This is a genomic window from Herbaspirillum camelliae, from assembly GCF_001929405.1.
Classification (GTDB): Bacteria; Pseudomonadota; Gammaproteobacteria; order Burkholderiales; family Burkholderiaceae_D; genus Herbaspirillum; species Herbaspirillum seropedicae.
Genome location: NZ_KV880769.1, coordinates 1254423 through 1278291, shown reverse-complemented (window position 1 = coordinate 1278291; position 23869 = coordinate 1254423). Strand labels below are relative to the sequence as shown.

Here is a 23869-nt window from a genome sequence, read left to right as displayed (position 1 = left end):
CGGCCCGCGCTGCGGACCTGACCATCAGGACTGCGCCACGATATCCAGCGCCAGCGCCTCGGCCACGCGGATGCCATCGATGGCCGCCGACATGATGCCACCGGCATAACCGGCGCCCTCGCCGGCCGGATACAGCCCCTTGGTGTTCAAGCTCTGCAGGGTATGGTCATCGCGCTTGATGCGGATGGGCGAGGAGGTGCGTGTCTCGATGCCGGTCAGCACGGCGTCGTGCATGGAATAGCCGCGGATCTGCTTGTCGAAGGCCGGCAGCGCTTCGCGGATGGCGTCGATGGCGTACTTGGGCAGCGAGGGATTCAGGTCACCCAGGCTCACGCCGGGCTTGTAGGACGGTTCCACGCTGCCCAGCTGGGTCGAGGGACGGTTGGCGATGAAGTCGCCCACCAGTTGCCCCGGCGCGTTGTAGTTGCCGCCGCCCAGTTCATAGGCGCGGCTTTCCCACTCGCGCTGGAAGGCGATGCCGGCCAGCGGATGGCCCGGATAGTCGGCCGGTGAGATGCCCACCACGATGCCGCTGTTGGCATTGCGCTCATTGCGCGAATACTGGCTCATGCCATTGGTGACCACCCGGCCCGGCTCGGAGGTGGCCGCCACCACGGTGCCCCCCGGACACATGCAGAAGCTGTAGACCGAACGGCCATTGGAGGCGTGGTGCACCAGCTTGTAGTCGGCCGCACCCAGGATGGGATGGCCGGCGCTGGGGCCGAAGCGGCACTTGTCGATCAGCGACTGCGGATGCTCGGCGCGAAAACCGATGGAGAACGGCTTGGCCTCGATGTAGACGCCGCGCTCGTAGAGCATCTCGAAGGTATCGCGGGCGCTGTGGCCGATGGCCAGCACCACGTGGTCGGCCTCGATCTGCTCGCCCGAGGCCAGGGTCAGGCCGCGAATCTTGCCGTCTTCGATCAGCACATCCTCGACGCGCTGCTCGAAGCGGAATTCGCCGCCCAGCTTCTCGATCTTGTCGCGCATCAACTGGATCATCTTGACCAGGCGGAAGGTGCCGATGTGGGGCTTGCTGACGTACATGATCTCCGGCGGCGCATCGGCGGCCACGAATTCGGTGAGCACCTTGCGGCCGTAATGCTTGGGGTCCTTGACCTGGCTGTAGAGCTTGCCGTCGGAGAAGGTGCCGGCGCCGCCCTCGCCGAACTGCACGTTCGATTCGGGCTTGAGTTCGCGCTGACGCCACAGGCCCCAGGTGTCCTTGGTGCGCTCGCGCACGGTCTTGCCGCGTTCCAGGACGATCGGGTTGAAGCCCATCTCGGCCAGGATCAGCGCGGCGAACAGTCCGCAGGGACCGAAGCCGATCACCACCGGGCGCTTCTTCAGCGTCGCCGGGGCGCGGGTGACGTAGTGATAGGAGGTGTCCGGCGTGGGACCGACATTGCGCGCCTTGGCGTGGCGCGCCAGGACCGCAGCTTCATCCTTGAGCTCGACATCGATGGTGTAGTTCAGGGTGATGGCCGACTTCTTGCGGGCATCGTAGCTGCGGCGAAACAGCGTGAAGGACAGCAGCTCATCGGCCTGGATGCCCAGGCGGTCGAGGATGGCGGCGTGCAGTTGGTCTTCCGTATGGGATAACGGAAGAGTGAGCTCAGAGATGCGCAACATGTGCGGAGACTTTCAACAAGACTGGGGATGCAGGAGGCGGCGCAGCCACGGCGGCCGGTGCGGTCACGGTGCGGGCAGCGCGAAAGGCGACATTCTACTCCAGCCGGGCATGCCCTCCCAACCGCTTCTGGCCTGGCGCTAGTTGCGTGGGCGAGACAGCGGCGTCGGCCCGCATCCGTATGAAGGTGAAGAAAGTTGCGGTTCGCAATCATCCTGCGTTAAATTGATTGCACTTCGCAACCATCATGAGAGCCGCCATGGACTTCGACGGACTGCAGACCCCACCGCGTGAACAGACCATCCGCCAGTTGCGGGAGCTTTCGCGCAAGCTGGTGCGCGAGCTGGGTTTCATGCGCAGCACGCTGGCCGGCAGCGACCTGGCCCCCTCGGCGGTGCACGCCATCATCGAGATCGGGCTCAGGCCCGGTCTGCAGGCGCGGGAGCTGGGCGAGGTCCTGTATCTGGACAAGTCCAACACCAGCCGCCAGCTCGCCAAGCTGGAAGCGCTGGGACTGATACGCCGCAGCCCGGTCCCCGGCGATGGCCGCGCCTTCAGCCTGGCGCTCACCGAGGCCGGTCAGGCGCTGCGCAAGAAGATCGACAAGTTCGCCACCGACCAGGTCTCCGCCGCCTTGCGACGGATCATGCCGGAAGACCAGCAGGGCCTGGTGCGCGCATTGGCGCTGTATTCGGAGGCGCTGTCGCGCGACAATCCCAATGCCGTGACAGGCGCTGCCAAGGGCTCAGCCGAGGCGCCCTTCGCGCATGGCTACCAGCCCGGCTGCATCGGCGACATTGCCAGTTTGCACGCCCGCTACTATGCCGAGGCGGCCGGGTTCGGCGTCTACTTCGAACACAAGGTGGCCAGCGAACTGGGCGCCTTCGTCCAGTCCCTACCCGCCCCTGGCAAGGCCATCTGGACCCATGGGGAACACGGCCGCACCCTGGCGTCGATCATCATCGATGGCGATGTGGCCAGCGGCCTGGCCCACCTGCGCTGGTTCATCGTGGACGACAGCCTGCGCGGACGGGGCGTGGGACGGGGGCTGCTGGAGCAGGCCATGGCCTTTGTCGATGCCCATCATTTCGAATGCTATCTGTGGACCTTCCAGGGGCTGGATGCAGCGCGTCACCTTTACCTGGAGGCTGGCTTTGCCTTGGCCGAGGAATCGCCCGGCGAGCAATGGGGCAGCCGCGTGGTGGAGCAGCGTTATCTGCGACCGGCGCACAAGCGTTGAGCGCAATGGCCTGCGCTGCAAGCCTTCATTCCAGCTCGGTGGGTACGTCCAGGTCTGACGCAGCAGTAGTCCGGAAGCGCGCCGGATCGAGTGCGGCGACCAGGTCGCGCGGCAAGGGCAGCGGTTCGCGCTCCAGCATGGCGGCCAGCAATTCGGCCATCAGCGGCGCCCAGATCAGGCCGCGCGAAGCATAGCCCAGCAGGCCGTACAGGCCCGCTTCACCAGGCAGCGCGCCCACCAGCGGCAAGCGGTCCGGGGCGATGCAGCGCTGGCCGACACGGCCTTGCAGGCCGGGTTCGCTGGCTTGCGGCAGGCGCGTGTGGGCGGCGATCTGGGGCAGCATGTGCTGCAGGCGGCCCAGGTTCTCGGCATGGCTGTCCACGCGCAAGGCGGGGTCCTGGAAACGGTCATAGGTCGCGCCCATGCAGACCAGGCCGCCATGGGCGCGGGTGAGATAACCGTCGCCGCATAAAGCGAAGGGCAGGCGCGGAAAGCCTTCTGCAGGCAGATGCGTGACCTGGCCGCGCACGGCGTTCAGGGGCAGCGCTGCTGCTATCGGCAAGGCGCTGGCCTGCGCGCCTGCCGCCAGGATCACCACAGGAGCCTGGGCGATGGACTCGCCGGCCTGATCCAGCGCCTGCCATTGCCCCCCTTCCCGTTGCAGCCGATGGACGGTGCGGCCGAAATGGCTGTGGACAAGATTTCTTTGCCTGGCCACGGCCAGCATGCGCCGACACACCGAGGGCGGATTGAGCCAGCCCGCCTCGGGGAAGAAATAACCGCCGCCCATGGTGGGCATGCCCAGCGCATCCGCTGTCTCCAGCGCCGACATCCAGCGCGCATAGCGGGCCGGATAATCCCATTCGCGCGCACCCTGTTCGAAGGACTGGGCCTTCTTGGGATCACGGCCGAACTGCAGGATGCCGCAGCATTCCCCGAGAATGGCCGCGCCCTCCTCCATCCCCACCCCGCCCAGCGCCTGCCAGCGCTGCGCCGCAAACAGGAAGGCCGCCCGCGTCAGGCGCGCCAGCGGGCTGTCGTCCCGCGCCAGCGCGGGCATGAACAGCCCGGCGTGGTTGCCTGAGGCGCGCGTGGCCGGTTCCGGGCCGGCGTCGATCAGGTCGATGCGCCAGCCCCGTGCACTCAGACGCTCGGCAGCAGCGGTGCCGGCCAGGCCGGCGCCGATCACGATGGCGTGGCGAGTGGCCTGTGGATAACGCAACAAGGGCGTTTCCCGCGTGGCCACATGGGACGGCGGACGCGCCCAGCCGGGGGCATAGCGCAGGTGCAGCGCACTCTCGCGGGACTGGCCGGCAAACCCGACCTGGCGCAACGCTGCCTGCAGGTCATCACGCCCGGCGCCACCCAGCACCACGGCCTGCGCCCCGGTCCAGGCCAGGCGCGCCAGGCGCTTGCAGGCCGGGGCCTGCCAGACGGGCGCATCCGGGTCGAAGGCCTGGACGTGAGCATGCAGATAGAACAGGTCCACCGGCGCTTCCAGCCGCGCCAGTTCTTCTTCCAGCGCGCCCCACACCAGGGTCAGCGTGATGCGGCCCTCATCGAGCAGCAGGCGGTGCGTGCCCGGCAAGGGCAATGGCCAGGCGGCGCGCAAGGCCTGTGCATAACTTGAATCGTCGATCAGCTCTTGCGGGGCGGGTGGATGCGGCAGGATCGCCACGTAATGCAGGCGCTGTGTGCCACCCTGCCCGCGCAGTTCGTCAAAAGCGCGCCAAGTGGCGAAGAAGTTCTGCCCCAGGCCGAAATGCAGGTCCAGCACCGTGGCCGCCTGCTGCTCGCGCAGGCAGTCCGGAGGCAGCGCCAGCAGGCGCTGGTGTTGCGCAGCGTCGGCGCGCCAGGCGGCCAGCAGTTCGGAAGAAGCAAGTTGAAGCGGACGGGCAGGCATGGTTCCCTTGGACGGCATCGATCAAGGCCGCCATTCTACGCCGCCAGCCAGCCCCGACCTTGCGCCTTGACAAAGCCGTAGCGCCTCCATAATCTGCATACAGAACACAGAAACCACGATACCCGCCCATGTACAAGATCGACGCCCCGGCCCAGCTCATCGAGCAGGTCTACCATGCCATCCTGGATGCGATCTGCACCGGCGCCCTGGCCCCCAATGCAAAGATCACCCAGGAGGGTCTGGCCGAACAGCTGGGGGTGTCGCGCCAGCCTATCCTGCAGGCTTTCCAGATCCTCAAGCGCGAGGGCTTCATCGAAGATGCCGGGCGCAAGGGCGTGATGGTGACGGCGCTCGATCCGCAGCGCCTGATGCAGCTCTACCAGGTGCGCGCGGTGCTCGATGGCCTGGCGGCGCGCAGCACTGCCGAACAATGGAAGAGCGATGCCGCGTTGCGCGCAGCGGGCGAACGCGAGGGCCGGGCGCTGATCGGAGCGGGCCGCGCACTGGCCGATATGCGCGACCTGTCGGCGCGCATCCTGGCCGATATGGATTTCCACCAGTTCATCTATCGCAGTTGCGGCAACCCCATGATCGGCCAGACCACGGCGCTGCACTGGCAGCACATCCGGCGCGCCATGGGGGCGATCCTCTCCTCGGAGGTGCGCTCGCACCTGGCGGTCTGGGAGGAACATGAGGCCATCCTGCAGGCCATGCTGGAGGGCAGGCCGGCGCTGGCCGACAAGCTGGCGCGCCAGCATGCCGAGAGCGCCGCCGCACATCTGGCGCGCGTGCTCACCAGCGCGCACTACGCCGACAAGAGAGGGCAGGCCTGAACCCTGCCCTGCGGTCCTTCCGCCCCACCGCCCACCAGGACGCAGCACGGCTGCGCACCGCCATGCTCGCCATCTTCAACATCGTCTTTCCGGTCTTTTCGCTGATCTTCCTGGGATGGGCCTGCCGCAAGCGCAACATCCTCTCTGCCGGCGCGGCCACGGAGCTGAATCGTTTCGTCATCTGGCTGGCGCTGCCAGCGCTGCTGTTCGATTCGATGTCGCGCCTGAGCGCGGCCGATTTCGCCAACCTGCGCTTCATCGCCGTGTTCGCCCTGAGCGTGGCGCTGGTGTTCCTGCTGACGGCCTGGCTGCGTTGGCGCCAACGGGCCGCTGCCGCCGACATCATCATCGACAGCCTGGGCAGTTCTTACGCCAACGTGGGCTTCATCGGCATCCCGCTGTGCTATCTGGCCTTCGGTCATGATGGCCTGCCGCCCTCGGTGATCGCCATGGTGATGACGGCCTGCCTCCTCTTCGCGGTGGCCATCGTGCTGCTGGAGACCTGCCTGCACGCCCAGGCCGGGCTGGCACACACGGTGGCCAAGGTGGGCCGTTCGCTGCTGCGCAATCCCATCATGATCGCGCCGGTGGCGGGCATCATCGTGGCCGTGTTCGGCCTGCCGGTTCCCAGCGGCGTGCAGCAATTGTTCAAGATACTGGGCGGGGCCGCCGGTCCCTGCGCGCTGGTCTCGCTGGGACTGTTCCTGGCGCAGCCGGTGCAGGACCGCCAGGGCGCCTCGGTGAGCCTCTTGGTGGCGTTCAAGCTGCTGCTGCAGCCGGCCATCACGGCGGTGCTGGCCTACTGGCTGCTGCCGCTGCCGCGCCTGTGGGCGGACGCTGCGGTGCTGCTCTCGGCCATGCCCATCGGCACCGGTCCCTTCATGCTGGCCGAGCTGTACCAGCGCGAAGTCACCGCCATGTCGCGCGCCATCCTGGTCTCCACCACGCTGTCATTGCCCACCATTGCGCTGATCCTGGCCTGGATCGCGCATCGTTGAGTCCATCGACAGGCCCATGAAAAAAGGCCGCCACGGCGATGCCGCGCGGCCTCATTGCTTCCTGCGCAACCCGGATCAGGTCATCACCCGGTCCTGCCGCAGGATCTGCTCGAACTTGTCGGCAGGCACCGGCGGGCTGAACAGATAGCCCTGGATCTCGTCGCAGCCATAGTGGCGCAGGTAGTCCAGCTGCTCGTCGGTTTCCACGCCCTCGGCGATGACGCGCAGCTTGAGGTGGCGCGCCAGCGAAATGATGGAGGCGGTGATGGCCGCATCATCGGCGTCGATGGTGATATCGCGCACGAAGGAACGGTCGATCTTGAGCACATCGATGGGGAAGCGCTTGAGGTAGGCCAGCGAGGAATAGCCGGTGCCGAAGTCGTCGATGGACAGGCGCACGCCCAGCTTCTTGAGGCCGGCCAGGATGCCGATGGCGTGTTCGACGTCGGTCATCATCAGGCTCTCGGTGAGCTCCAGCTCCAGCGATTCGGGCGGCAGGCCGGTGTCTTCCAGCACATCGGCGATGGACGAGACCAGGTCCTTCTGCAGGAACTGGCCCACCGAGAGGTTGACCGATACGCTGATGTCAGCGTAACCGCCCAGCTGCCACTGGCGGCATTGCGTGCAGGCGGCGCGCAGCACCCAGGCGCCGATGGGCAGGATCAGGCCGGTCTCTTCGGCCAGGCCGATGAAGCGCGCCGGCGAGACCATGCCCAGTTGCGGATGCTGCCAGCGGATCAGCGCTTCGCTGCCGATGACGCGGCCACTGGCCAGGTCCACCTTGGGCTGGTAATGCAGCAGGAATTCGCCATGGTCCAGCGCATTGCGCAGGTCGCCTTCGATGCGCAGACGTTCCAGCGCCTGCTCGTTCATGGCCGGGGTATAGAACTGGAAGTTGTTGCGGCCGGTCTGCTTGCCGCGATACATGGCGATGTCGGCGTGCTTGATGAGCGTCTCGCCATCGGTGCCGTCGTTGGGATAGCAGGCCACGCCGACGCTGCAGGTCATGAACAGCGTATGGCCGCCCAGCGTCACCGGTGCGGCCACCGCATCCATGATGCGCTGCAGGCTGCGGGTGTCCAGGGTCAGCTCATCCTGTTCGGGCAGGATCATGATGAATTCGTCACCGCCCAGGCGCGCTACCGTATCCGCTTCGCGCACCGCTGCGCGCAGGCGGCCGGCCACGGTGCGCAGCAAGGTGTCGCCGGCCTTGTGGCCCAGGGTGTCATTGACGAACTTGAAACGGTCCAGGTCCACGAACACCACCCACAGCGCCTGCTTCTGCCGCTCGGCCACGCCGATGGCCTGCTCCAAATGGTGGCGCAGCATATGACGATTGATCAGCCCGGTGAGGGTATCGCGGCTGGCCTGGAATTCCAGCTCGGCTTCGTAGCGCTTCATCGAGGTGATGTCGTAGAGCGCCGCCACGAAATGCGTGACCTCGCCGCTCTCGTCGCGCACCGGTGCGATGTAGAAGTCGTTCCACAGTTCCGACCCATCCTTGTGGTAGTTGCGCAGCACCACGTTGTGCTCGCGCTGCTCGCGCATGGCGATCCAGACGGTCTCAAAGCCCTCCGGATCACTGTCGCGCCCTTCCAGGAAACGGATGCTCTTGCCCACCGCCTCGGTGCTGCTGTAGCCGGTGATGCGGGCGAAGGCCGGGTTGACGTATTCGATGGTGTAGTCGGGCTCCTGGGCCGAGAGGATCAGGATGGCGTTGGCGCTGGCCTCGATGGCCTGGTGGCGCAGGCGCAGCGCGCGCTCGGCCAGGCGGCGCGCCTTGATGTCGTCCGACAGCAGGGCATTGGTGGTGCGCAGCTCGGCGGTGCGGTCTTCCACCAGTTGCTGAATGCGGTGCGAGCGCATCGACAGCGCCCGCATGTAGGCCGCGCCCAGCAGCGAAGCGATCACGCCCACCAGCAGGATCAGCAGCGAACCGTAATGGTCGGCGAAGAGCGAACGCGGCGGTACGCTGATCTCCAGGTGCCAGGTCTGGCCGGCGATGTCGAAGCTGCTCACGGTAGTGGAGGGATGGCGGAACAGGGAGCCCGGCTTGAGCACATGATCCAGCCAGTGCGCCTCTTGCGGGGCGCTGTCATGGCGATAGACCAGGTTGCTGCCCTCGGCCTGGGCGCCGACGTAGATGCGCAGGCCGATGTCGTGGTCAGCCATGAGGCCGGCGCTGTCGAGGATCTTGCGCACCAGCCCGTTCAATTCCAGCACCGCCGTGGTGTCGCCCACCAGCAGGGCGCGCCGCGCCAGCTGGTCGGTCGGTTGCACGCCGCCGCGATAGACCGGCTGGATCACCAGGAGGCCGCGCTCATCAGGACCGAACTGGGCCAGCCGCAGTGGCGGCGTCGAAGCCGGACGACCACTGGCCAGCGCGGCGCCAAGCGCGCCCATGATCTCGGCGTTGCGGGAGACATCCAGCCCCAGCGCGGCCTCGTTGCCCGGCACCGGTTCGATGAAATCGACCACCAGGTAGGACGGCTGCTGCGGCGCCGGGACCGGTTCGACCTTGCCCTCGGCCAGCGTGGTGATCTGGAAGCCCGGCCGGGCGCCCTGGCGCAAGGCCTCGAAGACGGGACGATCCTCATCCGAGACGAAGCGCTGCACGCTGAAGGCGCGTACGTAGGGATAACGCTCCAGCAAGGGCCGGGTGAAGTTCTCGAACTGGTCGCGCGTGGGATCGCCCACGGTGGCGTAGAAGTGGTTCACCACCGACTGCACCTGGACCGCCTCTTCCAGCCCGCGCTGGATGGTAAAGGCGCGCAGGCCGGCACGACGCTCGAAGTCCAGGCTGACGGCATCCTCTTCCAGATGGCTGGTGGCCACGAACACTGTGGCGGTCGCGCAAAGGCCCAGCATCAGCGTGAGTGATGCCGACAACGTTGCCCCCAGCTTGTTGATCACACGCTGCATAAACGAATCGTTCTATCCCAATGAGAGGCCGATCATATCCGGTCTATCTCTCGTTATCGGTCGTGCCGGATTTATTTTTACGCAACAGGCCAGGAATATTTCCCAGGCCCGTCCCGATGTTGCCGCACGGGAATGCCTGCGCAGTCCCCGTTCAATACGACGGCGCGGCCTTCTTCTCGCGAGCCTCCCGCTCGATGGCCTGGGCCTGCATGAAGGCGTCGAAGGAGCGCTCGATGGTGGCGCGCTCGACGTCGCGGGTGATGAAGACGATGCGGCTGCGACGGTCCTCCGAGGGCCATTGCGGCAGCGTCGCGGTGGGATGGAAGATGTGCTGCACGCCGTGGATGACGGTGGGCAGCGCCTCGCCCTTAAGATTGAGGATGCCCTTGATGCGCAGGATGTTCGGTCCCTTGAAGCCCACCAGCAGGCTCAGCCATTCATCGAAGAGCACCGGATCGATGGGCTCGTCGAAGGTGAAGCAGAAGGCGCGGATGTGGTCATCGTGGCGATTGACGTCGTGTTCATGGTCATGGCCATGGTGGTCATGGCCGTGGTGGTGACCGTGGCCGTGATGGTCATGGGCATGATGGTGCGCCTGCTCATGACGGGCCTGCTCGGCAAAGGCTTCCTCATTGAGCCAGCGCGCCACGTCAGGCATCTTCTCGCCCGGCTTGAACAGGCCCGCATCCAGCAGTTCGGCCGCGGCGATCTGGCCCACCTGCGGCTGCAGCTGGCGCGCGCCCGGATTGAGCGTGCGCAGACGCGCCTGCAGGGCCGCCAGGGTGGCGGCGTCGGCCAGGTCGGTCTTGGTCAGCAGCAGGCGGTCGGCCACGGCGGCCTGCTGGACGGCTTCTTCATGGTGATCCAGGGTGGACATGCCATTGACCGCATCGACCGTGACGATGACGCCATCGAGCCGATAGCGCTCGGCGATGAAGGCATCGGTCATCAGCGTGTGCAGGATGGGCGCAGGCGAGGCCAGGCCGGTGGTCTCGATGACCACCCGATTGAACTTGCGCCGCCCGCCCTCGGCGAAGCGCCAGGTGATGTCCTTGAGGGTCTTCTTGAGATCGCCACGGATGGTGCAGCACAGGCAGCCGCTGCTCATCTCGACGATGGTCTCTTCCTGGCTGTGCGCCACCAGCAGGTGATCCAGTCCGATCTCGCCGAACTCGTTGATGATGACCAGGGTGTCCTTCATCTCGGGCTGGCTGATCAGGTGATTGAGCAGCGTGGTCTTGCCACTGCCCAGGAAACCGGTCAGCAGGGAAACGGGGATGGGTGCATCACCGGCGGGTACGGATGGGTTCATGTTGTAAAGACGGGATGAGAATAAACGATCCAGCCGCCATGCTAACCGATGCGTCAAGGAGGCAGACCGCGACGGGCAAAAAAAAAGACGGACCGAAGTCCGTCCGCCTGTACCAAGGTGTAGGCCCTCACTCGTTGTCGTGGGCGTCCAGCGGAACCTTGTCCGGCGCCTCCTCGACCTTGCCCATGCCGGGCAGCAGGTGGCCCAGCTTGCGCGCCTTGGTGCCGAGGTAGCCGATGTTGAAGGGATTGTGGTTGGCAATGAGGGCAATGCGCTCGGCCACGGTGATGCCGCTCTCTTCCAGCGCCTTGACCTTGCGCGGGTTGTTGGTCATCAGGCGCAGGCTGGTGATCTTCAGGTGCGCCAGCATGGGCAGCACGATGGTGTAGCGCCGCATGTCGGCGGGGAAGCCCAGGCGTTCGTTGGCCTCCACCGTATCGGCGCCCTGGTCTTGCAGGTGATAGGCGCGGATCTTGTTCAACAGGCCGATGCCACGGCCTTCCTGGCGCAGGTAGAAGAGCACGCCGCGGCCTTCCTTGGCGATCTTCTTCAAGGCCGCTTCCAGCTGGGCGCCGCAGTCGCAGCGCTGGGAGAACAGGGCGTCGCCGGTCAGGCATTCGGAATGGACGCGGCCCAGCACGGGCTGGCCGTCACCGACCTCGCCCAGGGTCAGGGCCAGATGTTCCTTGCCGGAAACTTCATCATAGAAGGCGTGCAGCTCGAAGGTCGCCCAGGGCATGGGCAACTTGCACGAACTGACGAAGACCAGTTTTTCTTCCGGCGCGACGGCGACCGGTGCGATCGGTGAGGACATGACAACCTGCTTTCGAATCGAATGCTCAGAACCGCGTATCTTACCTTGCGGCCGCGTTTATTTCAGCGCGCACCCGCAGCGGTGAAGGCAATTGTGCAATTCATGCAGGGAATTTGAACAGGCCGCGCCTGCCGGGTCATAATGCCCCTCAAGCCGGGAGACACCGGAGCGGCGCCAACCTCTGCAGGCAGCGCCACCCTTGATAGCCGGACAACGATAAAAAAGGGAGACAACCGTGCTGTTCGATTACGTCATCGTCGGTGGCGGCTCGGCGGGCGCCACGCTGGCCGCGCGCCTGTCGGAAGATCCGCGCGTCTCGGTCTGCCTGCTGGAAGCCGGCGGCCAGGGCGACAGCCTGCTGGTGCGAACGCCCGCTGCCGTGGTGGCCATGCTGCCCGGCTATGGCAAGCTCAACAACTGGGCCTTGCAGACCACGCCCCAGCCCGGCCTGAACGGCCGCCGCGGCTACCAGCCGCGCGGGCGGGCCCTGGGCGGCTCCTCGGCCATCAACGCCATGCTCTATGTGCGTGGCCAGCGCCAGGACTACGACGGCTGGGCGCAGGCCGGCTGCCCCGGCTGGGACTGGGAATCCGTGCTGCCCTACTTCAAACGCGCCGAAAACAATGTACGCGGGGCCGATGCCTGGCATGGCGACAGCGGCCCCTTGCAGGTGTCGGAGCAGAACCGGCCCCGCCCGATCACCCGCGCCTTCATCGAAGCCGGCCAGGCGCGCGGGCATCGGCTGTGCCAGGACTTCAACACGGGCGACAACGAAGGCGTGGGCCTGTACCAGGTCACGCAGTTCCACACGCCCGCCCATCGCGGCGAACGCTGCTCGGCGGCCGCGGCCTACCTGCATCCGGTGATGGGGCAGCGTCCCAATCTGACCGTGCTGCGCCAGGTGCGCGCGCAGCGCCTGCTGTTCGAGGGCAAGCGGGCGGTCGGCGTGGCCTACCGGCAACAACAGGGGGATGCCCAGGTACGCGCGGCCCGCGAAGTGATCGTCGCCGCCGGCGCCTTCGGTTCACCGCAATTGCTGCAATTGTCGGGCGTGGGCCGGCCCGAGGACATCCTCCCGCACGGCATCGCCCTGCATCACGCGCTGCCCGGCGTGGGCCAGAACCTGCAGGACCACCTCGACTTCACCCAGGGCTGGACCACCCGCGACACCGACAATTTCGGCCTGGGCGTGGTCGGCGGCCTGCGCCTGTTGGGCCAGCTGCTGCCCTGGAAGCGACACGGCGAAGGCCTGATCGCCACGCCCTTCGCCGAGGGTGCGGCCTTCCTCAAGACCCGGCCTGAACTGGAGCGGCCCGACATCCAGCTGCATTTCTGCATCGCCATCGTGGATGACCATGCAAGAAAGCTGCATGCCGGTTATGGTTTCTCGCTGCACATGTGCATGCTGCGTCCGCATTCGCGCGGACGCGTGGGATTGCAGTCGGCCGACCCGATGGCCGATCCACTGATCGATCCGGGCTATCTCTCCAACCCGCGTGACCTGTCCACCATGATCGCGGGCGCCCGCATCGCACGCCAGATCGTCATGACCGAACCGCTGCGCCACTACTGCCGGCGCGAGCTCTTCGGTGGGCGCGACGACATGGATGACGCACAATGGGAAACCATGATCCGCCACCGCGCCGACACCATCTACCACCCCGCCGGGACCTGCCGCATGGGCGAGGACGCGATGGCCGTGGTCGATGCGCAATTGCGCGTGCATGGGCTGCAAGGCCTGCGCGTGGTGGACGCCTCGGTCATGCCCACGCTGGTCAGCGGCAACACCAATGCCCCGACCATCATGATTGCCGAGAAGGCGGCTGACCTGATCCGGGCCAGCCAGGCCCGCACCGAGGCGGCCTGATACTGCCCGATGACACAATGCAAGGATGCATCAATGACTGACACCACCACTGCACAATTGCAGCACCTCTTCACCGTGCAACAGCAGGCGTTCGCCGCCGACAGCGATCCCTCCCACGCCTTGCGCATGGACCGGCTGGCCCGACTGCAAACCCTGATGGGCGAGCACGAAGCGGCGTTCATCGCCGCCATCGATGCCGACTTCGGCGGCCGCTCGCACCATGAAACGCGCATGGCCGAACTGTTCGTGCTGCGCGCCGGGGTCCGTCATGCGCAAGCACATCTGAAGCAGTGGATGCGTCCGCAGCGGGTGGCCACCGCCCTGCACTTCCTGCCCGGCAGCAACCGCCTGCTGGCGCAGCCGCTGGGGGTAGTCGGCATCATCTCGCCGTGGAATTATCCGCTGCAACTGGCGCTGGGCCCGGCGCTGGCGGCACTGGCGGCGGGCAACCGGGTGCTGCTCAAACCCTCGGAACTCACGCCCCGGCTCTCGGGCCTGCTGGCCGAGCTGGTCGCGCGTTACTACGCCCCGGAGGAAATGGCCGTGGTCACCGGGGACGCCAGCATCGGGCAGGCTTTTGCGTCACTGCCGTTCGATCACCTGTTCTTTACCGGTTCGACCCAGGTCGGTCGCCAGATCGCGCAACTGGCGGCGGCCAACCTGACGCCGGTGCCCCTGGAACTGGGCGGCAAGTCCCCGGCCATCCTCGATCCCTCCTGCCGTTTGCACAGCAGCCTGCAACGCATTGCCTTCGGCAAGCTGCTCAACGCCGGCCAGACCTGCGTGGCCCCTGACTACCTGCTGGTCCCACGCGGCCAGGCCGCCGGCGTGGCGCAGCAACTGGCGCAGGCCATGGGCCGGCTCTATCCGCGCCTGCACGACAACCCGGACTACACCGCCATCATCAGCCCGCGCCATCGTGCGCGTCTGCAGACGCTGGTGGAGGAAGCGCGTGGCGGCGGTGCGCAGGTGATCGAAGTCAACCCGGCCGGGGAAGAGCTGGGCCACAGCCGCAAGCTCGCACCTACGCTGATCCTGGGCGCGACCTCGTCGATGCGGGTGATGCAGGAAGAGATCTTCGGGCCGGTGCTGCCGATCCTGGAATACGATCAAGCGGAGGACGCCATCGCCCAGGTGCGCCAGGGACCGCGCCCGCTGGCGCTGTACTGGTTCGGGGAGGATGCGGCGCGGCGCGAGCAGATATTGCGCCAGACCCATGCGGGCGGCGTGACCATCAATGACTGCCTGTGGCATCTGGTGCAGGAAGAGCAACCCTTTGGCGGCGTCGGCGAAAGCGGCATGGGGGCCTATCATGGCCGCTGGGGCTTCGATACCTTCAGCAAGCGCAAGCCGGTGTTCCGGCAGGCGCGCTTCAACGGCGGGACGCTCTTGCATCCGCCTTATGGAAAGACGTTTGAGTGGGTGTTGGGACTGATCAGGCGATTGAGCTGATGCCGCTCATCCGGGCGCGGGCAGCAGATCCAGATACAAGCGCAGCGAACGCTGCACGCTTTCGGCCACCAGCGCGACGATGCCCGCATGGTCACCGCTGACGCAGGCCTCATCGAGAGCGTCGTAATACGCCAGGCGATCTTCCTTGCGGATGACCGCAGGGGGATAGCCGGATTTCATCAACTCCAGGTTCAACAGCAGGCGGCCGGTGCGGCCATTGCCATCGATGAAGGGATGGATCTTCACGAAGCGCGTATGCAATTGCGCTGCACGTTCGACCGCATGCAGACTGCCGGCCTGCTGATACCACGCCAGCAAGGCGCGCATTTCATCGTTGAGATGCAGGAAATCGGGCGGGGTGGTGCTGGCGCCGGCGATCACCACGTTCTCACGGCGATAGCGGCCCGCCTCGTCGGCATCGATCCCCTTGAGCACCAGACTGTGGATGTCCTTGATGTGCGCTTCGCTCAAGGGCTCGTTGCCGGCGACGATCTGTTCCACCAGCAGGATGGCGTCGCGATGATTAATGGCCTCGAAGTGCTCGCGCAGCGACTTGCCGCCGACGGTGATGCCTTCCAGCACCACCTTGGTTTCGCGCAGGGTCAGAGTGTTGCCCTCGATGGCATTGGAGTGATACGTCCACTCCAGTACCAGCTTGTCGCGCAGCGAGGCGACCGTGTGTTGCGGCAGCGGGCGTGCCGCATCCAGCCTGGCCTTGTCGGCATCGATCGCCTGGTGCCAGAGACGGTGCAGCATCGCTCGCTGAGGTGGGATGGAAGCGGAAGCAGCAGCCGGTCAGACCAACCCGTGCGCCTGCTGATCCGCATGGTAGCTCGAGCGCACCATCGCGCCCACGGCGGCATGCACGAAGCCCATCTTGTAGGCCTCTTCCTCGTACATCTTGAAGGTGTCGGGGTGGACGTAGCGGCGCACCGGCAGGTGGTCGCCGCTGGGCATGAGGTACTGGCCGATGGTCAGCATATCCACGTTGTGGGCGCGCATGTCGCGCATGACCTGCAGCACTTCCTCGTCGGTCTCGCCCAGGCCCACCATGATGCCGGACTTGGTCGGCACTTCCGGATGCAGGTCCTTGAAGCGCTTCAACAGGCTCAGCGAATATTCGTAATCCGAACCCGGACGCGCTTCCTTGTACAAGCGCGGTGCGGTTTCGAGGTTGTGGTTCATCACGTCCGGCGGAGCCATCTTGAGGATTTCCAGCGCGCGGTCCATGCGGCCACGGAAGTCCGGGGTCAGGATCTCGATGCGGGTCTCGGGCGACAATTCACGTACACGCTGGATGCAGGCTGCGAAGTGCGCTGCGCCGCCATCGCGCAGGTCGTCGCGGTCCACGCTGGTGATGACCACGTAGGACAGGCGCAGCTGGGCGATGGTCTTGGCCAGGTTTTCCGGCTCGTTGGGGTCCAGCGGATCGGGGCGGCCGTGGCCGACGTCGCAGAAGGGGCAACGGCGGGTGCACTTGTCGCCCATGATCATGAAGGTCGCGGTGCCCTTGCCGAAGCATTCGCCGATGTTGGGGCAGGAGGCTTCCTCACAGACCGTCACCAGGTTGTTGGCCCGCAGGATGTCCTTGATCTCGTAGAAGCGGGTGGTGGGCGAACCGGCCTTGACGCGAATCCAGTCCGGCTTCTTCAGCTTTTCGGCGGCGACCACCTTGATCGGGATCCAGGCGGTCTTGCCGGCGCCCTTCTGCTTGTCCAGCGGATTGGCGCGGGCCGAGCCGGTGGCGTTGGAGGAAGAATCTGCTGCGGGAGTGAGTTCGGTCGTCATGTCGGTCGTTCCGGCCCCGGGCGCACGCGGCGCGTGGGGCTCAAGCCATGCCCGCGAAGCGGGCGATCAATTGGTCGGCAAGCAAGTCCTGGACATCGGCCAGCCGGGCGTTGGCAGCCCCGAGGGTCTGCATGTCCACGGTGGCCAGGCCTTCGTAGCCGCAGGGGTTGATCCAGGAAAACGGCGCCAGGTCCATCGCCACATTGAGCGAGACACCATGGTAGGTGCAGCCGTTGCCCCGTATCTTCAAGCCCAGCGCGGCCACCTTGGCGCCCTGCCAGGGGCCGTCGGCGGCGTAGATGCCGGGCGCCCCTTCCTTGCGTACACCGGCCAGATTATACGCCGCCAGCGTGGCGATGACCGCCTCTTCGATGTTGTGGACGAATTCGCGGGCGAACAGCCGCGCCCCGCTGCGGTTGCGGCGCAGGTCCATCAGCAGGTAGATCACCACCTGGCCAGGGCCGTGGTAAGTGACCTCGCCGCCACGGTCGGTCTGGACAATCGGGATGTCGTGCGGATTCAACACATGGGCGCGGTCGGCACCCAGACCCAGCGTGTAGACAGGGGGATGCTCGACGATCCAGAGCTGGTCGGGGGTGTCGGCGCTGCGCGCATCGGTGTAGGCGCGCATGGCGGCGAAGCTGGCCTCGTAGGGCTCGACGCCGCGCCGGACGATCTCGGGCCGGCGGGCGCCAGCAGGCGTGGCGCTGGCGGGTGGTAGTGCGGTTTGCATGCCCGCCAGTGTAGCGAAATTCCCTGTGGCCTGTTTCAGAACCAGCGGATCAGGCCATGCGGTAGCAGCCTGGAGATACGCACCGTCTCGCCACAGGTCGGCGACGTGGCCGACGAGGTCGATGAGGCCACGGGCGAGCGGCCCGGCCCGCGCAGCCAGCGCAGCAGGCGGCGGCCCCAGCCGGGCTGCATCCGCACGTCGACCTCGGCCGCCCCGTGCGCCGCTTCCAGCACCGCCAGGCCACGTCCAGGGACAGCGAAACTGCGCCCGGCGCTGAGCCACACATCGGCCCCGCCCTGCTCCACCGTCAGCCAGACCAGCCCTTGGTGGACGCGGATGCACGCGGCGCCATGCAGAACCAGTGCATGGGTCTGGCCGGCGGCGAGCCGGATCGTGGTGGTTTCGGTTGCGAATGGAATTGACATGACTGCAAATCCTCCTTTTGCGCCGGACAAGCCGCTCCCCTGCCGTCCTGCCAGTCAGGAAGTCGGCCTGGAGGGGCGATGCCGGAGATGTGGTTGAATGTGCTTCCATTGTAGGAAGCTGCCCAGCCGCAACAAAACGATATATATTGCGCGTCATTGCGAATGAAATTCACAAGGACAACCCATGGCCGACCTCCGCAAACTGCCCAATCTGGCCGCGCTGCGCGCCTTCGATGCTGCTGCGCGCTACGAGTGCTTCTCGCGCGCGGCCGAGGAAGTCCACGTCACGCCGGGGGCGATCAGCCACCAGGTGCGGGCGCTGGAAGAAGACCTGGGCCTGCAGCTGTTCCTGCGCCATGGCAAGCGCATCAGCATCACCGAGACCGGGCAGCGCTTTGCCGCCACGATCCGCAAGTCGCTCTCGGAGATCGCGCTGGCCGCCGAGCATCTGCGCAGCCAGAACCGCCAGCAGCGGCTGGTGATCTCGACCACGCCCTCGTTCGCCTCGCGCTGGCTGGCCCCGCGCCTGTGGCGCTTCATCGATGCGCATCCGGAGCTGGAGGTGGTGCTGCAATCGGCGGCGCATCTCAACGACCTGCGCCTGGACGGCATCGACGTCGGGCTGCGCTTTGGTCGCGGCAACTACAGCGGACTGGTCAGCGAGAAGCTCAGCGATGACTACTACTATCCGGTGGCCGCACCCAACTATCGGGGCAAGCGCAGCAAGAAGCTGGCGCGTCCGGCTGACCTGGCGCACTGTAGCTTGCTGCGGGTGGACTCACGCGAGTCATGGCAGCCGTGGCTGGCCGAGGCCGGGCTGGAACTGCCCGAACCCACCGGCGGCCTGCTGGTGGAAGACTCCTCGCTGACGCTGCGCCAGGCCGCCGACGGCAAGGGCGTGGCGCTGGCGCGCCATGTGATTGCCTCGCAGGAGATCAGCACGGGCGAGCTGGTGCGGCTGTTCGACGTGGCCGTTCCCAGCGAGGATGCGCACTACTTCGTGCACCTGCCCGAGGGGCTGGAAAAGCCGGGCGTGGCGGCGTTCAAGGAATGGATCTTCGACGAGATGCGGCTGTTCCACGCCAGTGCGGCCTGGCCTGGCTGAACGACACAAGAGCGGTCTGGCCGCCCATGAAAAAACCGGCGCGCCTGGCAGGGCGACGCCGGTTTTCTTATCTGCCGAAGCGGAGGATCAGAGCATCAGAGCACGAACTTGACCATCTCGTGGGTGGACAAGGCGCGATAGATGTTGTCGAGCTGGGCGCGACTGGTGGCGCGCACCGTCAGCGTGAGCGACAGGTACTTGCCCTGCGTGGACGGACGCATCTCGACCTTGCCGGCATGGAATTCAGGGTCGTGCTCGACGACCATGGCGACAATGGTCTCGGCAAAGGCGTCGTGCGTGATCCCGACCACCTTGATGGGAAAGTCGCTGGGATACTCGATCAGGGATTCTTCAGGGGAGATAGTGGGCATAGTCATGGCAAACCGCCTTGGCGTTGTCCGCCCGGGCGCTCCTGGTTTCAATGCTCCCAGATGGGGATGAACCGGCAGGCTTCAAGCGGGTGGTACGGGTGGGGAATGCCTGCATTCTACGCCATGCGGGCGGGCTGACGTGCAGAAAACGTCAGGGCCGCACCTGCCCCCCCCTGTAGCACTGCCGACGAAAAAGGGGAGCAAAAACCAACACACAGCGATTGATGACGCTCCCGTCACAGCCCAAGAATGCTTGCTTGCACAACAACAAGCGGTGGGCTATGCGGGTCAATGTCAAAGCGCTACAGGGCCGATTCGACCGTGGCTACGCCCTCGACAAGCATTCCCTGTTGAGCACGCCGCGCGGGCATGATGCGTTTGGCCACCTGCAATGGAATACCAGACGTAGCGAGGTGGGCGAAGCGCTCTACCAGTTGAAGTACCGGTCACAGCATCAACACGTCATGCCGCTGGCGCAGGCCGTGCAATCGCACATCCTGCCCTTGCTGCCGGACTTCCGGTTGATCGTTCCGATGCCGGCGTCCACCCTGCGGACCAGACAGCCTGTGGTGGCGCTGGCGCACGCATTGGCGACGCTCGCATGCAAACCCGTGTGCCGGCTGCTCAGCAAGTCAGTGGGCAAGTACCCATTGAAGGCTCTGTCTCGGCGGGCGGACAAGGACGCTGCGCTGGCAGGGCTACTGAAACTGCACCGTCTCGTCGCAGGCCCCGGTGGCTGGAATATCTTGCTGCTCGACGATTTGTACGACAGCGGAGCCTCTCTTGACGCCGCCACCGATGTACTGCGCACGTATGAGAAAATCCACGAAATCTACGTGGCCACGCTGACCTGGAGGTAAGCCGATGACAACCGTTTTTATTGCTGGCTCCATCAGCATCCGGCAACTTGCGCCCAAGGTGCAAGAGCGGATCATGAATATCGTGCGCCAGGATTTCGAGATCGTCGTCGGTGATGCCGACGGGGTCGACACCTTGATCCAGCAATTCCTCCAGGACCTGAAGTATCCGCGTGTGACCCTCTTCTGTACCGGAAACGCGCCGCGCAACAAGCTCGGCAACTGGCCGGTGCAGCCCGTGGCCAGCCGTCATGCGCCGGGCTCCCGCGCTTACTTCACCGCCAAGGATCTGGCCATGGCCGAGGCCGCCGATTCCGGCCTGATGATCTGGGACGCAAGAAGCAGCGGTACGCTCAGCAATGTGATCGAACTGCTCGACCGCAAGAAGTATTGCTGGACCTTCGTCGATACGCAGCAGGTCTTCCACGCCGTCAAGGGAGCAGCGGCGCTGGAAGCCTTGATTGAATACATGACGCCCTCAGCTCGGCGACAAGCGGAGGCCAGGATCGGCCTGGGCAAGAAAATGGCAGCCCTGTCCTCAAGGGAACAGCAGATGAGCCTGCTGCGGGAAGACGCGCACACCGCGCAGTCTTCCTACGCCCCCGCCTAGCCAACGGCCACGACCGTTACAGCCGCGCCTTGGCCGCCTGATAGGCCGCATACACCCGCGCAAACACCGGCCCAGGCCGGCCGCTGCCGACTGGCTGGCCATCGAGCGTGACCACGGGCAACACTTCCTTGCTGGCCGAGGAAATCATCAGTTCGTCGGCGGCCAGGACTTCCTCGCGGGTGATGCGGCGCGATTCCAGGGCGATGCCCTGCTCGGCGCACAGCTCTTCCATCAGGCCGTAACGAATGCCTTCGAGGATCAGGTTGTCCTTGGGCGGAGCAGAGATCTTGCCATCCTTGACGACCCACACATTGGAGGCCGACGCCTCCGACAGGAAACCGTCGCGGAACTGGATCGCCTCGGTCACTTCGTTCTCGGCGGCGAACTGCGCCGCCAGCACATTGCCCAGCAGCGAGGTGGACTTGATCTGGCAGTTCAGCCAGCGGCGGTCTTCCATCGTCACGCAGGCCACGCCCTTTTCCAGCATCGCTGCCGATGGCAGGGCCATGGGGTTGGTCATGATCAGCACCGTGGGCACCACTTCCTTGGGGAAGGCGTGGGCACGCTTGGCCACACCGCGGGTGACCTGCAGGTAGATCATCTGGTCCTGCAATCCATTGGCCTGGACTACCTGGTCGATCAAGGCCATCCAGCCGGCTTCGTCATGCGGATTCGGAATACCGATGCCAGCGAGGCTGCGCAACAGGCGCGCCAGGTGCTGCTTGCCGCGGAACGCCTTGCGGCCATACATGGGAATGACTTCGTAGATGCCGTCGCCGAAGATGAAACCGCGATCCAGCACCGGCACACGGGCTTCGGAGAGAGGGGTGAGTTCGCCGTTGAGGTAGACGATAGGATCGTTCATGGTGGGCTTTCCAATGTGGATGGTGAGAGTCGGGGCGCGGTGGCATGTCCGCGATGAATCCATTCTGGCATGCAGCCCCGCGCCAACCCATGCAAAAACGGTATAACCGTCCCCTGCCCTGCCGACCTCACATCGGCGCCATCTCGACCCGATGGCCGCCGCCCTCGCCTTCGCCCGGCGCCACGAAATGCCAGCGCACGTCATGGAAGCGCGCCAGCGTTTCGCGGTGCGCGATGCTGATCACGGTCACGCCCGGCAATTCGCGCGGCAAGGCGGCATACAGGACTTCTTCGGTCTGGCCATCCATGGCGCTGCTGGCCTCGTCCAGGAACACCAGGCGCGGACGGTTGAGGAAGACCCGCACGAAGGCCAGGCGCTGCTGTTCACCCGGCGACAGCGCGTGGCTCCAGTTGGCCGCCACATCCAGCCGGTCGGCCAGGTGCGACAGGCGGCACAGGCCGAGATAGCGCGTGATCAAGGCATCGTCGAAGCTGCCCTCGGCCGCCGGGTAGGACAATGCGGCGCGCAGTGTGCCGATGGGCAGGTAGCTGCGCTGCGGCAGGAACATGGCCGGGGCGTCCTGCGGCAACTGGATACTGCCCTGGCCGTAAGGCCAGATATCGGCCATGGCGCGCATCAGGGTGGACTTGCCGCAACCGGAGGGTCCACTGATGAGGACGTGCTCGCCGGATTCCACCCGTGCATTCAGGGTGCGCATCATCGGCGCACCGTCGGGGAAGGACAATTGCAGGCCCTGCAGGGTCACAGCGCTGCCGGCATGGGGCGCGACATCGATGTGGCGGGGCATGCCGGCGGCGCGCTCGACATCGGCGTTGAAGCCGGCCAGGCGATTGATGCTGGCCTTCCAGCTGGCCAGCGTGGTGAAGGCGTTGATGAACCAGGACAGCGCATCCTGCACCTGCCCGAAGGCATTGCTGATCTGCATGAGCACCCCCAGCGAGATGGCGCCGGAGAAGTAGCGCGGCGCCGACACCAGCATGGGGAAGATCACCGCAAACTGGCCATAGAAATTGACGGCCACGTTGAGCATCTTGGTCAGCCGCATGATCTCCCACCAGTTGCGGCGGATGTCATCCAGGCGCGCGGTGAGCTGGGCGTGCTCCTGCGGTTCGCCGCGATACAGGGCCACGGCTTCGGCATGTTCGCGCACGCGGATCAGGCCAAAGCGGAAGTTGGCCTCGAAGCGTTCCTGGTGGAAGCTCAGGCCCACCAGCGGACGGCCGATCCACCACACCAGGCCGGACCCCACGACGGCATAGGCGATGACGAACCAGACCATGTAGCCCGGAATGACCCAGGACTGCCCCAGTGCAGAAAACGTCAGCGGCCCGCTCACGGCCCACAGGATATGGATGAAGGAAAACAGGGTCACGCTGCTGGAGATGAAACCCAGCACCAGCGACAGGGTGCTGGAGGTGAGCGCCTGCAGGTCTTCGGCGATGCGCTGGTCGGGGTTGTCCGAGAGCCGCCCCTGCTGGCCTTGCTCAATGCGGTAGTAAGCGCGGTGGGCCAGCCAGCGGCCCAGATAGCGCTGGCTCATCCAGTAGCGCCAGCGTATCTGCAGCGCCTGCTTGAGATAGACGCTGTAGATGGCAATGGCCACGAAGATGAACGCCAGCCACGAGAACTGCCACAGCAGCGCCTTGAACTGCGCATAGTCGCGTGATTGCAGCACGTCGTACATGTCGCGGTTCCAGGAGTTCAGGCGCACGTTGATGTAGACCATGCCCAGGTTCAGGGCAATGATGGACAGCAGCAGCGCCCAGGCCTTCCATTTTTCTTCCGAGACCCAGAAGGGCCGGATCAGGGCCCAGATCTCGGCGCGGCTGGCGCGATTGGGCGTATCGAGGGCATTGGGGGAAGACGGCGTGGCGGACTTGGCGTGAGGATCGGTCATGGCGCAATGGTGGAGGATGAGCTTGGCATGCAGCTTGCCGCGCCAGACTTAAGACAGGCTTAAGTTCCGGCGGTCCGGCAGGCCGGCGGCTTGGCCAGCGGCGGCAGCGCGGCTATTGCCGCCATCAAAACATTCAATGGCTGAGCTGGCTTGGAAAGCCATCATACTGCCTCATCTGAAGTATATTGCTGCACATCAATTTCCCCACATCAACCATACAGGCCGG

General features: G+C 65.7%; 20 protein-coding genes. 8 read left to right on the top strand and 12 right to left on the bottom strand.

What is annotated here, in order from left to right:
- Nucleotides 1-24: 24 nt before the first annotated feature.
- The gene (locus BGK68_RS05775) at nucleotides 25-1632 is read right to left on the bottom strand and encodes an NAD(P)/FAD-dependent oxidoreductase (protein WP_075256283.1); all 1608 of its coding nucleotides are present in this window, start codon (nucleotides 1630-1632) and stop codon (nucleotides 25-27) included.
- Nucleotides 1633-1889: 257 nt separating this feature from the next.
- Here BGK68_RS05775 and BGK68_RS05770 point away from each other — a divergent pair, with 257 nt between their 5' ends.
- A complete protein-coding gene (locus BGK68_RS05770) occupies nucleotides 1890-2870 on the top strand; it encodes a helix-turn-helix domain-containing GNAT family N-acetyltransferase (protein WP_075256282.1) in 981 nt (326 codons plus the stop codon).
- A gap of 25 nt (nucleotides 2871-2895) precedes the next feature.
- Here the strand turns inward: BGK68_RS05770 and mnmC are convergent, their stop codons facing one another.
- Nucleotides 2896-4773 carry an FAD-dependent 5-carboxymethylaminomethyl-2-thiouridine(34) oxidoreductase MnmC gene (gene mnmC / locus BGK68_RS05765; protein ID WP_075256281.1) on the bottom strand — a complete coding sequence of 626 codons (1878 nt, stop codon included), beginning with the start codon at nucleotides 4771-4773 and terminating at the stop codon, nucleotides 2896-2898.
- Between the two features lie 128 nt (nucleotides 4774-4901).
- Between mnmC and BGK68_RS05760 the strand changes: the two genes are divergently transcribed.
- Both BGK68_RS05760 and BGK68_RS05755 read left to right on the top strand, forming a co-directional pair.
- Nucleotides 4902-5606, top strand: a complete 705-nt coding sequence (locus BGK68_RS05760; protein ID WP_075256280.1) for a GntR family transcriptional regulator — start codon at nucleotides 4902-4904, stop codon at nucleotides 5604-5606.
- Nucleotides 5607-5668: 62 nt separating this feature from the next.
- The gene (locus BGK68_RS05755; protein ID WP_075256279.1) at nucleotides 5669-6604 is read left to right on the top strand and encodes an AEC family transporter; all 936 of its coding nucleotides are present in this window, start codon (nucleotides 5669-5671) and stop codon (nucleotides 6602-6604) included.
- Nucleotides 6605-6679: 75 nt separating this feature from the next.
- Here the strand turns inward: BGK68_RS05755 and BGK68_RS05750 are convergent, their stop codons facing one another.
- The 3 genes from BGK68_RS05750 to ribA all read right to left on the bottom strand — a co-directional run bounded on the left by BGK68_RS05750 (nucleotide 6680) and on the right by ribA (nucleotide 11652).
- Nucleotides 6680-9526 (bottom strand): bifunctional diguanylate cyclase/phosphodiesterase, encoded by a 2847-nt coding sequence (locus BGK68_RS05750; RefSeq protein ID WP_075256278.1) that lies wholly within the window; start codon nucleotides 9524-9526, stop codon nucleotides 6680-6682.
- Between the two features lie 151 nt (nucleotides 9527-9677).
- Complete coding sequence (locus tag BGK68_RS05745; RefSeq protein ID WP_075256277.1) at nucleotides 9678-10838, bottom strand: CobW family GTP-binding protein; 1161 nt, start codon at nucleotides 10836-10838, stop codon at nucleotides 9678-9680.
- Nucleotides 10839-10965: 127 nt separating this feature from the next.
- Nucleotides 10966-11652: a GTP cyclohydrolase II gene (gene ribA / locus BGK68_RS05740; RefSeq protein ID WP_075256276.1), complete on the bottom strand. Its 687-nt coding sequence runs from the start codon at nucleotides 11650-11652 to the stop codon at nucleotides 10966-10968.
- A gap of 235 nt (nucleotides 11653-11887) precedes the next feature.
- Between ribA and BGK68_RS05735 the strand changes: the two genes are divergently transcribed.
- The gene (locus BGK68_RS05735) at nucleotides 11888-13519 is read left to right on the top strand and encodes a GMC family oxidoreductase (protein WP_075256275.1); all 1632 of its coding nucleotides are present in this window, start codon (nucleotides 11888-11890) and stop codon (nucleotides 13517-13519) included.
- 9 nt (nucleotides 13520-13528) lie between these two features.
- On the top strand, nucleotides 13529-14971 hold the full coding sequence (locus tag BGK68_RS05730; RefSeq protein WP_075256274.1) for a coniferyl aldehyde dehydrogenase: 1443 nt from the start codon (nucleotides 13529-13531) through the stop codon (nucleotides 14969-14971).
- 6 nt (nucleotides 14972-14977) lie between these two features.
- Here the strand turns inward: BGK68_RS05730 and BGK68_RS05725 are convergent, their stop codons facing one another.
- The 4 genes from BGK68_RS05725 to BGK68_RS05710 are packed head-to-tail and all read right to left on the bottom strand — an operon-like array spanning nucleotide 14978 to nucleotide 17917.
- Complete coding sequence (locus BGK68_RS05725) at nucleotides 14978-15727, bottom strand: Fic family protein (RefSeq protein WP_075256273.1); 750 nt, start codon at nucleotides 15725-15727, stop codon at nucleotides 14978-14980.
- A gap of 39 nt (nucleotides 15728-15766) precedes the next feature.
- Entirely contained in the window at nucleotides 15767-16759 is a 993-nt protein-coding gene (gene lipA, locus BGK68_RS05720) for a lipoyl synthase (RefSeq protein ID WP_008333855.1), read from the bottom strand.
- A 40-nt stretch (nucleotides 16760-16799) separates the two neighbouring features.
- Entirely contained in the window at nucleotides 16800-17492 is a 693-nt protein-coding gene (lipB, locus tag BGK68_RS05715) for a lipoyl(octanoyl) transferase LipB (protein WP_075256272.1), read from the bottom strand.
- A 35-nt stretch (nucleotides 17493-17527) separates the two neighbouring features.
- Nucleotides 17528-17917 carry a DUF2917 domain-containing protein gene (locus BGK68_RS05710; protein ID WP_075256271.1) on the bottom strand — a complete coding sequence of 130 codons (390 nt, stop codon included), beginning with the start codon at nucleotides 17915-17917 and terminating at the stop codon, nucleotides 17528-17530.
- A gap of 184 nt (nucleotides 17918-18101) precedes the next feature.
- On the opposite strand from BGK68_RS05710, the gene gcvA reads away from it, so the two are divergent.
- Nucleotides 18102-19022: a transcriptional regulator GcvA gene (gene gcvA / locus BGK68_RS05705; RefSeq protein WP_075256270.1), complete on the top strand. Its 921-nt coding sequence runs from the start codon at nucleotides 18102-18104 to the stop codon at nucleotides 19020-19022.
- Between the two features lie 95 nt (nucleotides 19023-19117).
- Here the strand turns inward: gcvA and BGK68_RS05700 are convergent, their stop codons facing one another.
- The gene (locus tag BGK68_RS05700) at nucleotides 19118-19399 is read right to left on the bottom strand and encodes an HP0495 family protein (RefSeq protein WP_075256269.1); all 282 of its coding nucleotides are present in this window, start codon (nucleotides 19397-19399) and stop codon (nucleotides 19118-19120) included.
- 251 nt (nucleotides 19400-19650) lie between these two features.
- Here BGK68_RS05700 and BGK68_RS05695 point away from each other — a divergent pair, with 251 nt between their 5' ends.
- Nucleotides 19651-20253, top strand: coding sequence for a ComF family protein (locus tag BGK68_RS05695; protein WP_233149242.1), 603 nt, complete (start codon nucleotides 19651-19653; stop codon nucleotides 20251-20253).
- Between the two features lie 4 nt (nucleotides 20254-20257).
- Nucleotides 20258-20860, top strand: coding sequence for a hypothetical protein (locus BGK68_RS05690; RefSeq protein WP_075256268.1), 603 nt, complete (start codon nucleotides 20258-20260; stop codon nucleotides 20858-20860).
- A 16-nt stretch (nucleotides 20861-20876) separates the two neighbouring features.
- Here BGK68_RS05690 and BGK68_RS05685 read toward each other — a convergent pair whose 3' ends face one another.
- Complete coding sequence (locus tag BGK68_RS05685) at nucleotides 20877-21725, bottom strand: D-amino acid aminotransferase (RefSeq protein ID WP_075256267.1); 849 nt, start codon at nucleotides 21723-21725, stop codon at nucleotides 20877-20879.
- A 127-nt stretch (nucleotides 21726-21852) separates the two neighbouring features.
- A complete protein-coding gene (locus tag BGK68_RS05680) occupies nucleotides 21853-23643 on the bottom strand; it encodes an ABC transporter ATP-binding protein/permease (RefSeq protein ID WP_075256266.1) in 1791 nt (596 codons plus the stop codon).
- Nucleotides 23644-23869: the final 226 nt, after the last annotated feature.

Excerpts from the sequence above, each read along its gene's own strand:
- BGK68_RS05775 (WP_075256283.1), bottom strand. The coding sequence starts at position 1,632 with ATGTTGCGCATCTCTGAGCTCACTCTTCCGTTATCCCATACGGAAGAC.
- BGK68_RS05770 (WP_075256282.1), top strand. The coding sequence starts at position 1,890 with ATGGACTTCGACGGACTGCAGACCCCACCGCGTGAACAGACCATCCGC.
- mnmC (WP_075256281.1), bottom strand. The coding sequence starts at position 4,773 with ATGCCTGCCCGTCCGCTTCAACTTGCTTCTTCCGAACTGCTGGCCGCC.
- BGK68_RS05760 (WP_075256280.1), top strand. The coding sequence starts at position 4,902 with ATGTACAAGATCGACGCCCCGGCCCAGCTCATCGAGCAGGTCTACCAT.
- BGK68_RS05755 (WP_075256279.1), top strand. The coding sequence starts at position 5,669 with ATGCTCGCCATCTTCAACATCGTCTTTCCGGTCTTTTCGCTGATCTTC.
- BGK68_RS05750 (WP_075256278.1), bottom strand. The coding sequence starts at position 9,526 with ATGCAGCGTGTGATCAACAAGCTGGGGGCAACGTTGTCGGCATCACTC.
- BGK68_RS05745 (WP_075256277.1), bottom strand. The coding sequence starts at position 10,838 with ATGAACCCATCCGTACCCGCCGGTGATGCACCCATCCCCGTTTCCCTG.
- ribA (WP_075256276.1), bottom strand. The coding sequence starts at position 11,652 with ATGTCCTCACCGATCGCACCGGTCGCCGTCGCGCCGGAAGAAAAACTG.
- BGK68_RS05730 (WP_075256274.1), top strand. The coding sequence starts at position 13,529 with ATGACACAATGCAAGGATGCATCAATGACTGACACCACCACTGCACAA.
- BGK68_RS05725 (WP_075256273.1), bottom strand. The coding sequence starts at position 15,727 with ATGCTGCACCGTCTCTGGCACCAGGCGATCGATGCCGACAAGGCCAGG.
- lipA (WP_008333855.1), bottom strand. The coding sequence starts at position 16,759 with ATGACGACCGAACTCACTCCCGCAGCAGATTCTTCCTCCAACGCCACC.
- lipB (WP_075256272.1), bottom strand. The coding sequence starts at position 17,492 with ATGCAAACCGCACTACCACCCGCCAGCGCCACGCCTGCTGGCGCCCGC.
- BGK68_RS05710 (WP_075256271.1), bottom strand. The coding sequence starts at position 17,917 with ATGTCAATTCCATTCGCAACCGAAACCACCACGATCCGGCTCGCCGCC.
- gcvA (WP_075256270.1), top strand. The coding sequence starts at position 18,102 with ATGGCCGACCTCCGCAAACTGCCCAATCTGGCCGCGCTGCGCGCCTTC.
- BGK68_RS05700 (WP_075256269.1), bottom strand. The coding sequence starts at position 19,399 with ATGACTATGCCCACTATCTCCCCTGAAGAATCCCTGATCGAGTATCCC.
- BGK68_RS05690 (WP_075256268.1), top strand. The coding sequence starts at position 20,258 with ATGACAACCGTTTTTATTGCTGGCTCCATCAGCATCCGGCAACTTGCG.
- BGK68_RS05685 (WP_075256267.1), bottom strand. The coding sequence starts at position 21,725 with ATGAACGATCCTATCGTCTACCTCAACGGCGAACTCACCCCTCTCTCC.
- BGK68_RS05680 (WP_075256266.1), bottom strand. The coding sequence starts at position 23,643 with ATGACCGATCCTCACGCCAAGTCCGCCACGCCGTCTTCCCCCAATGCC.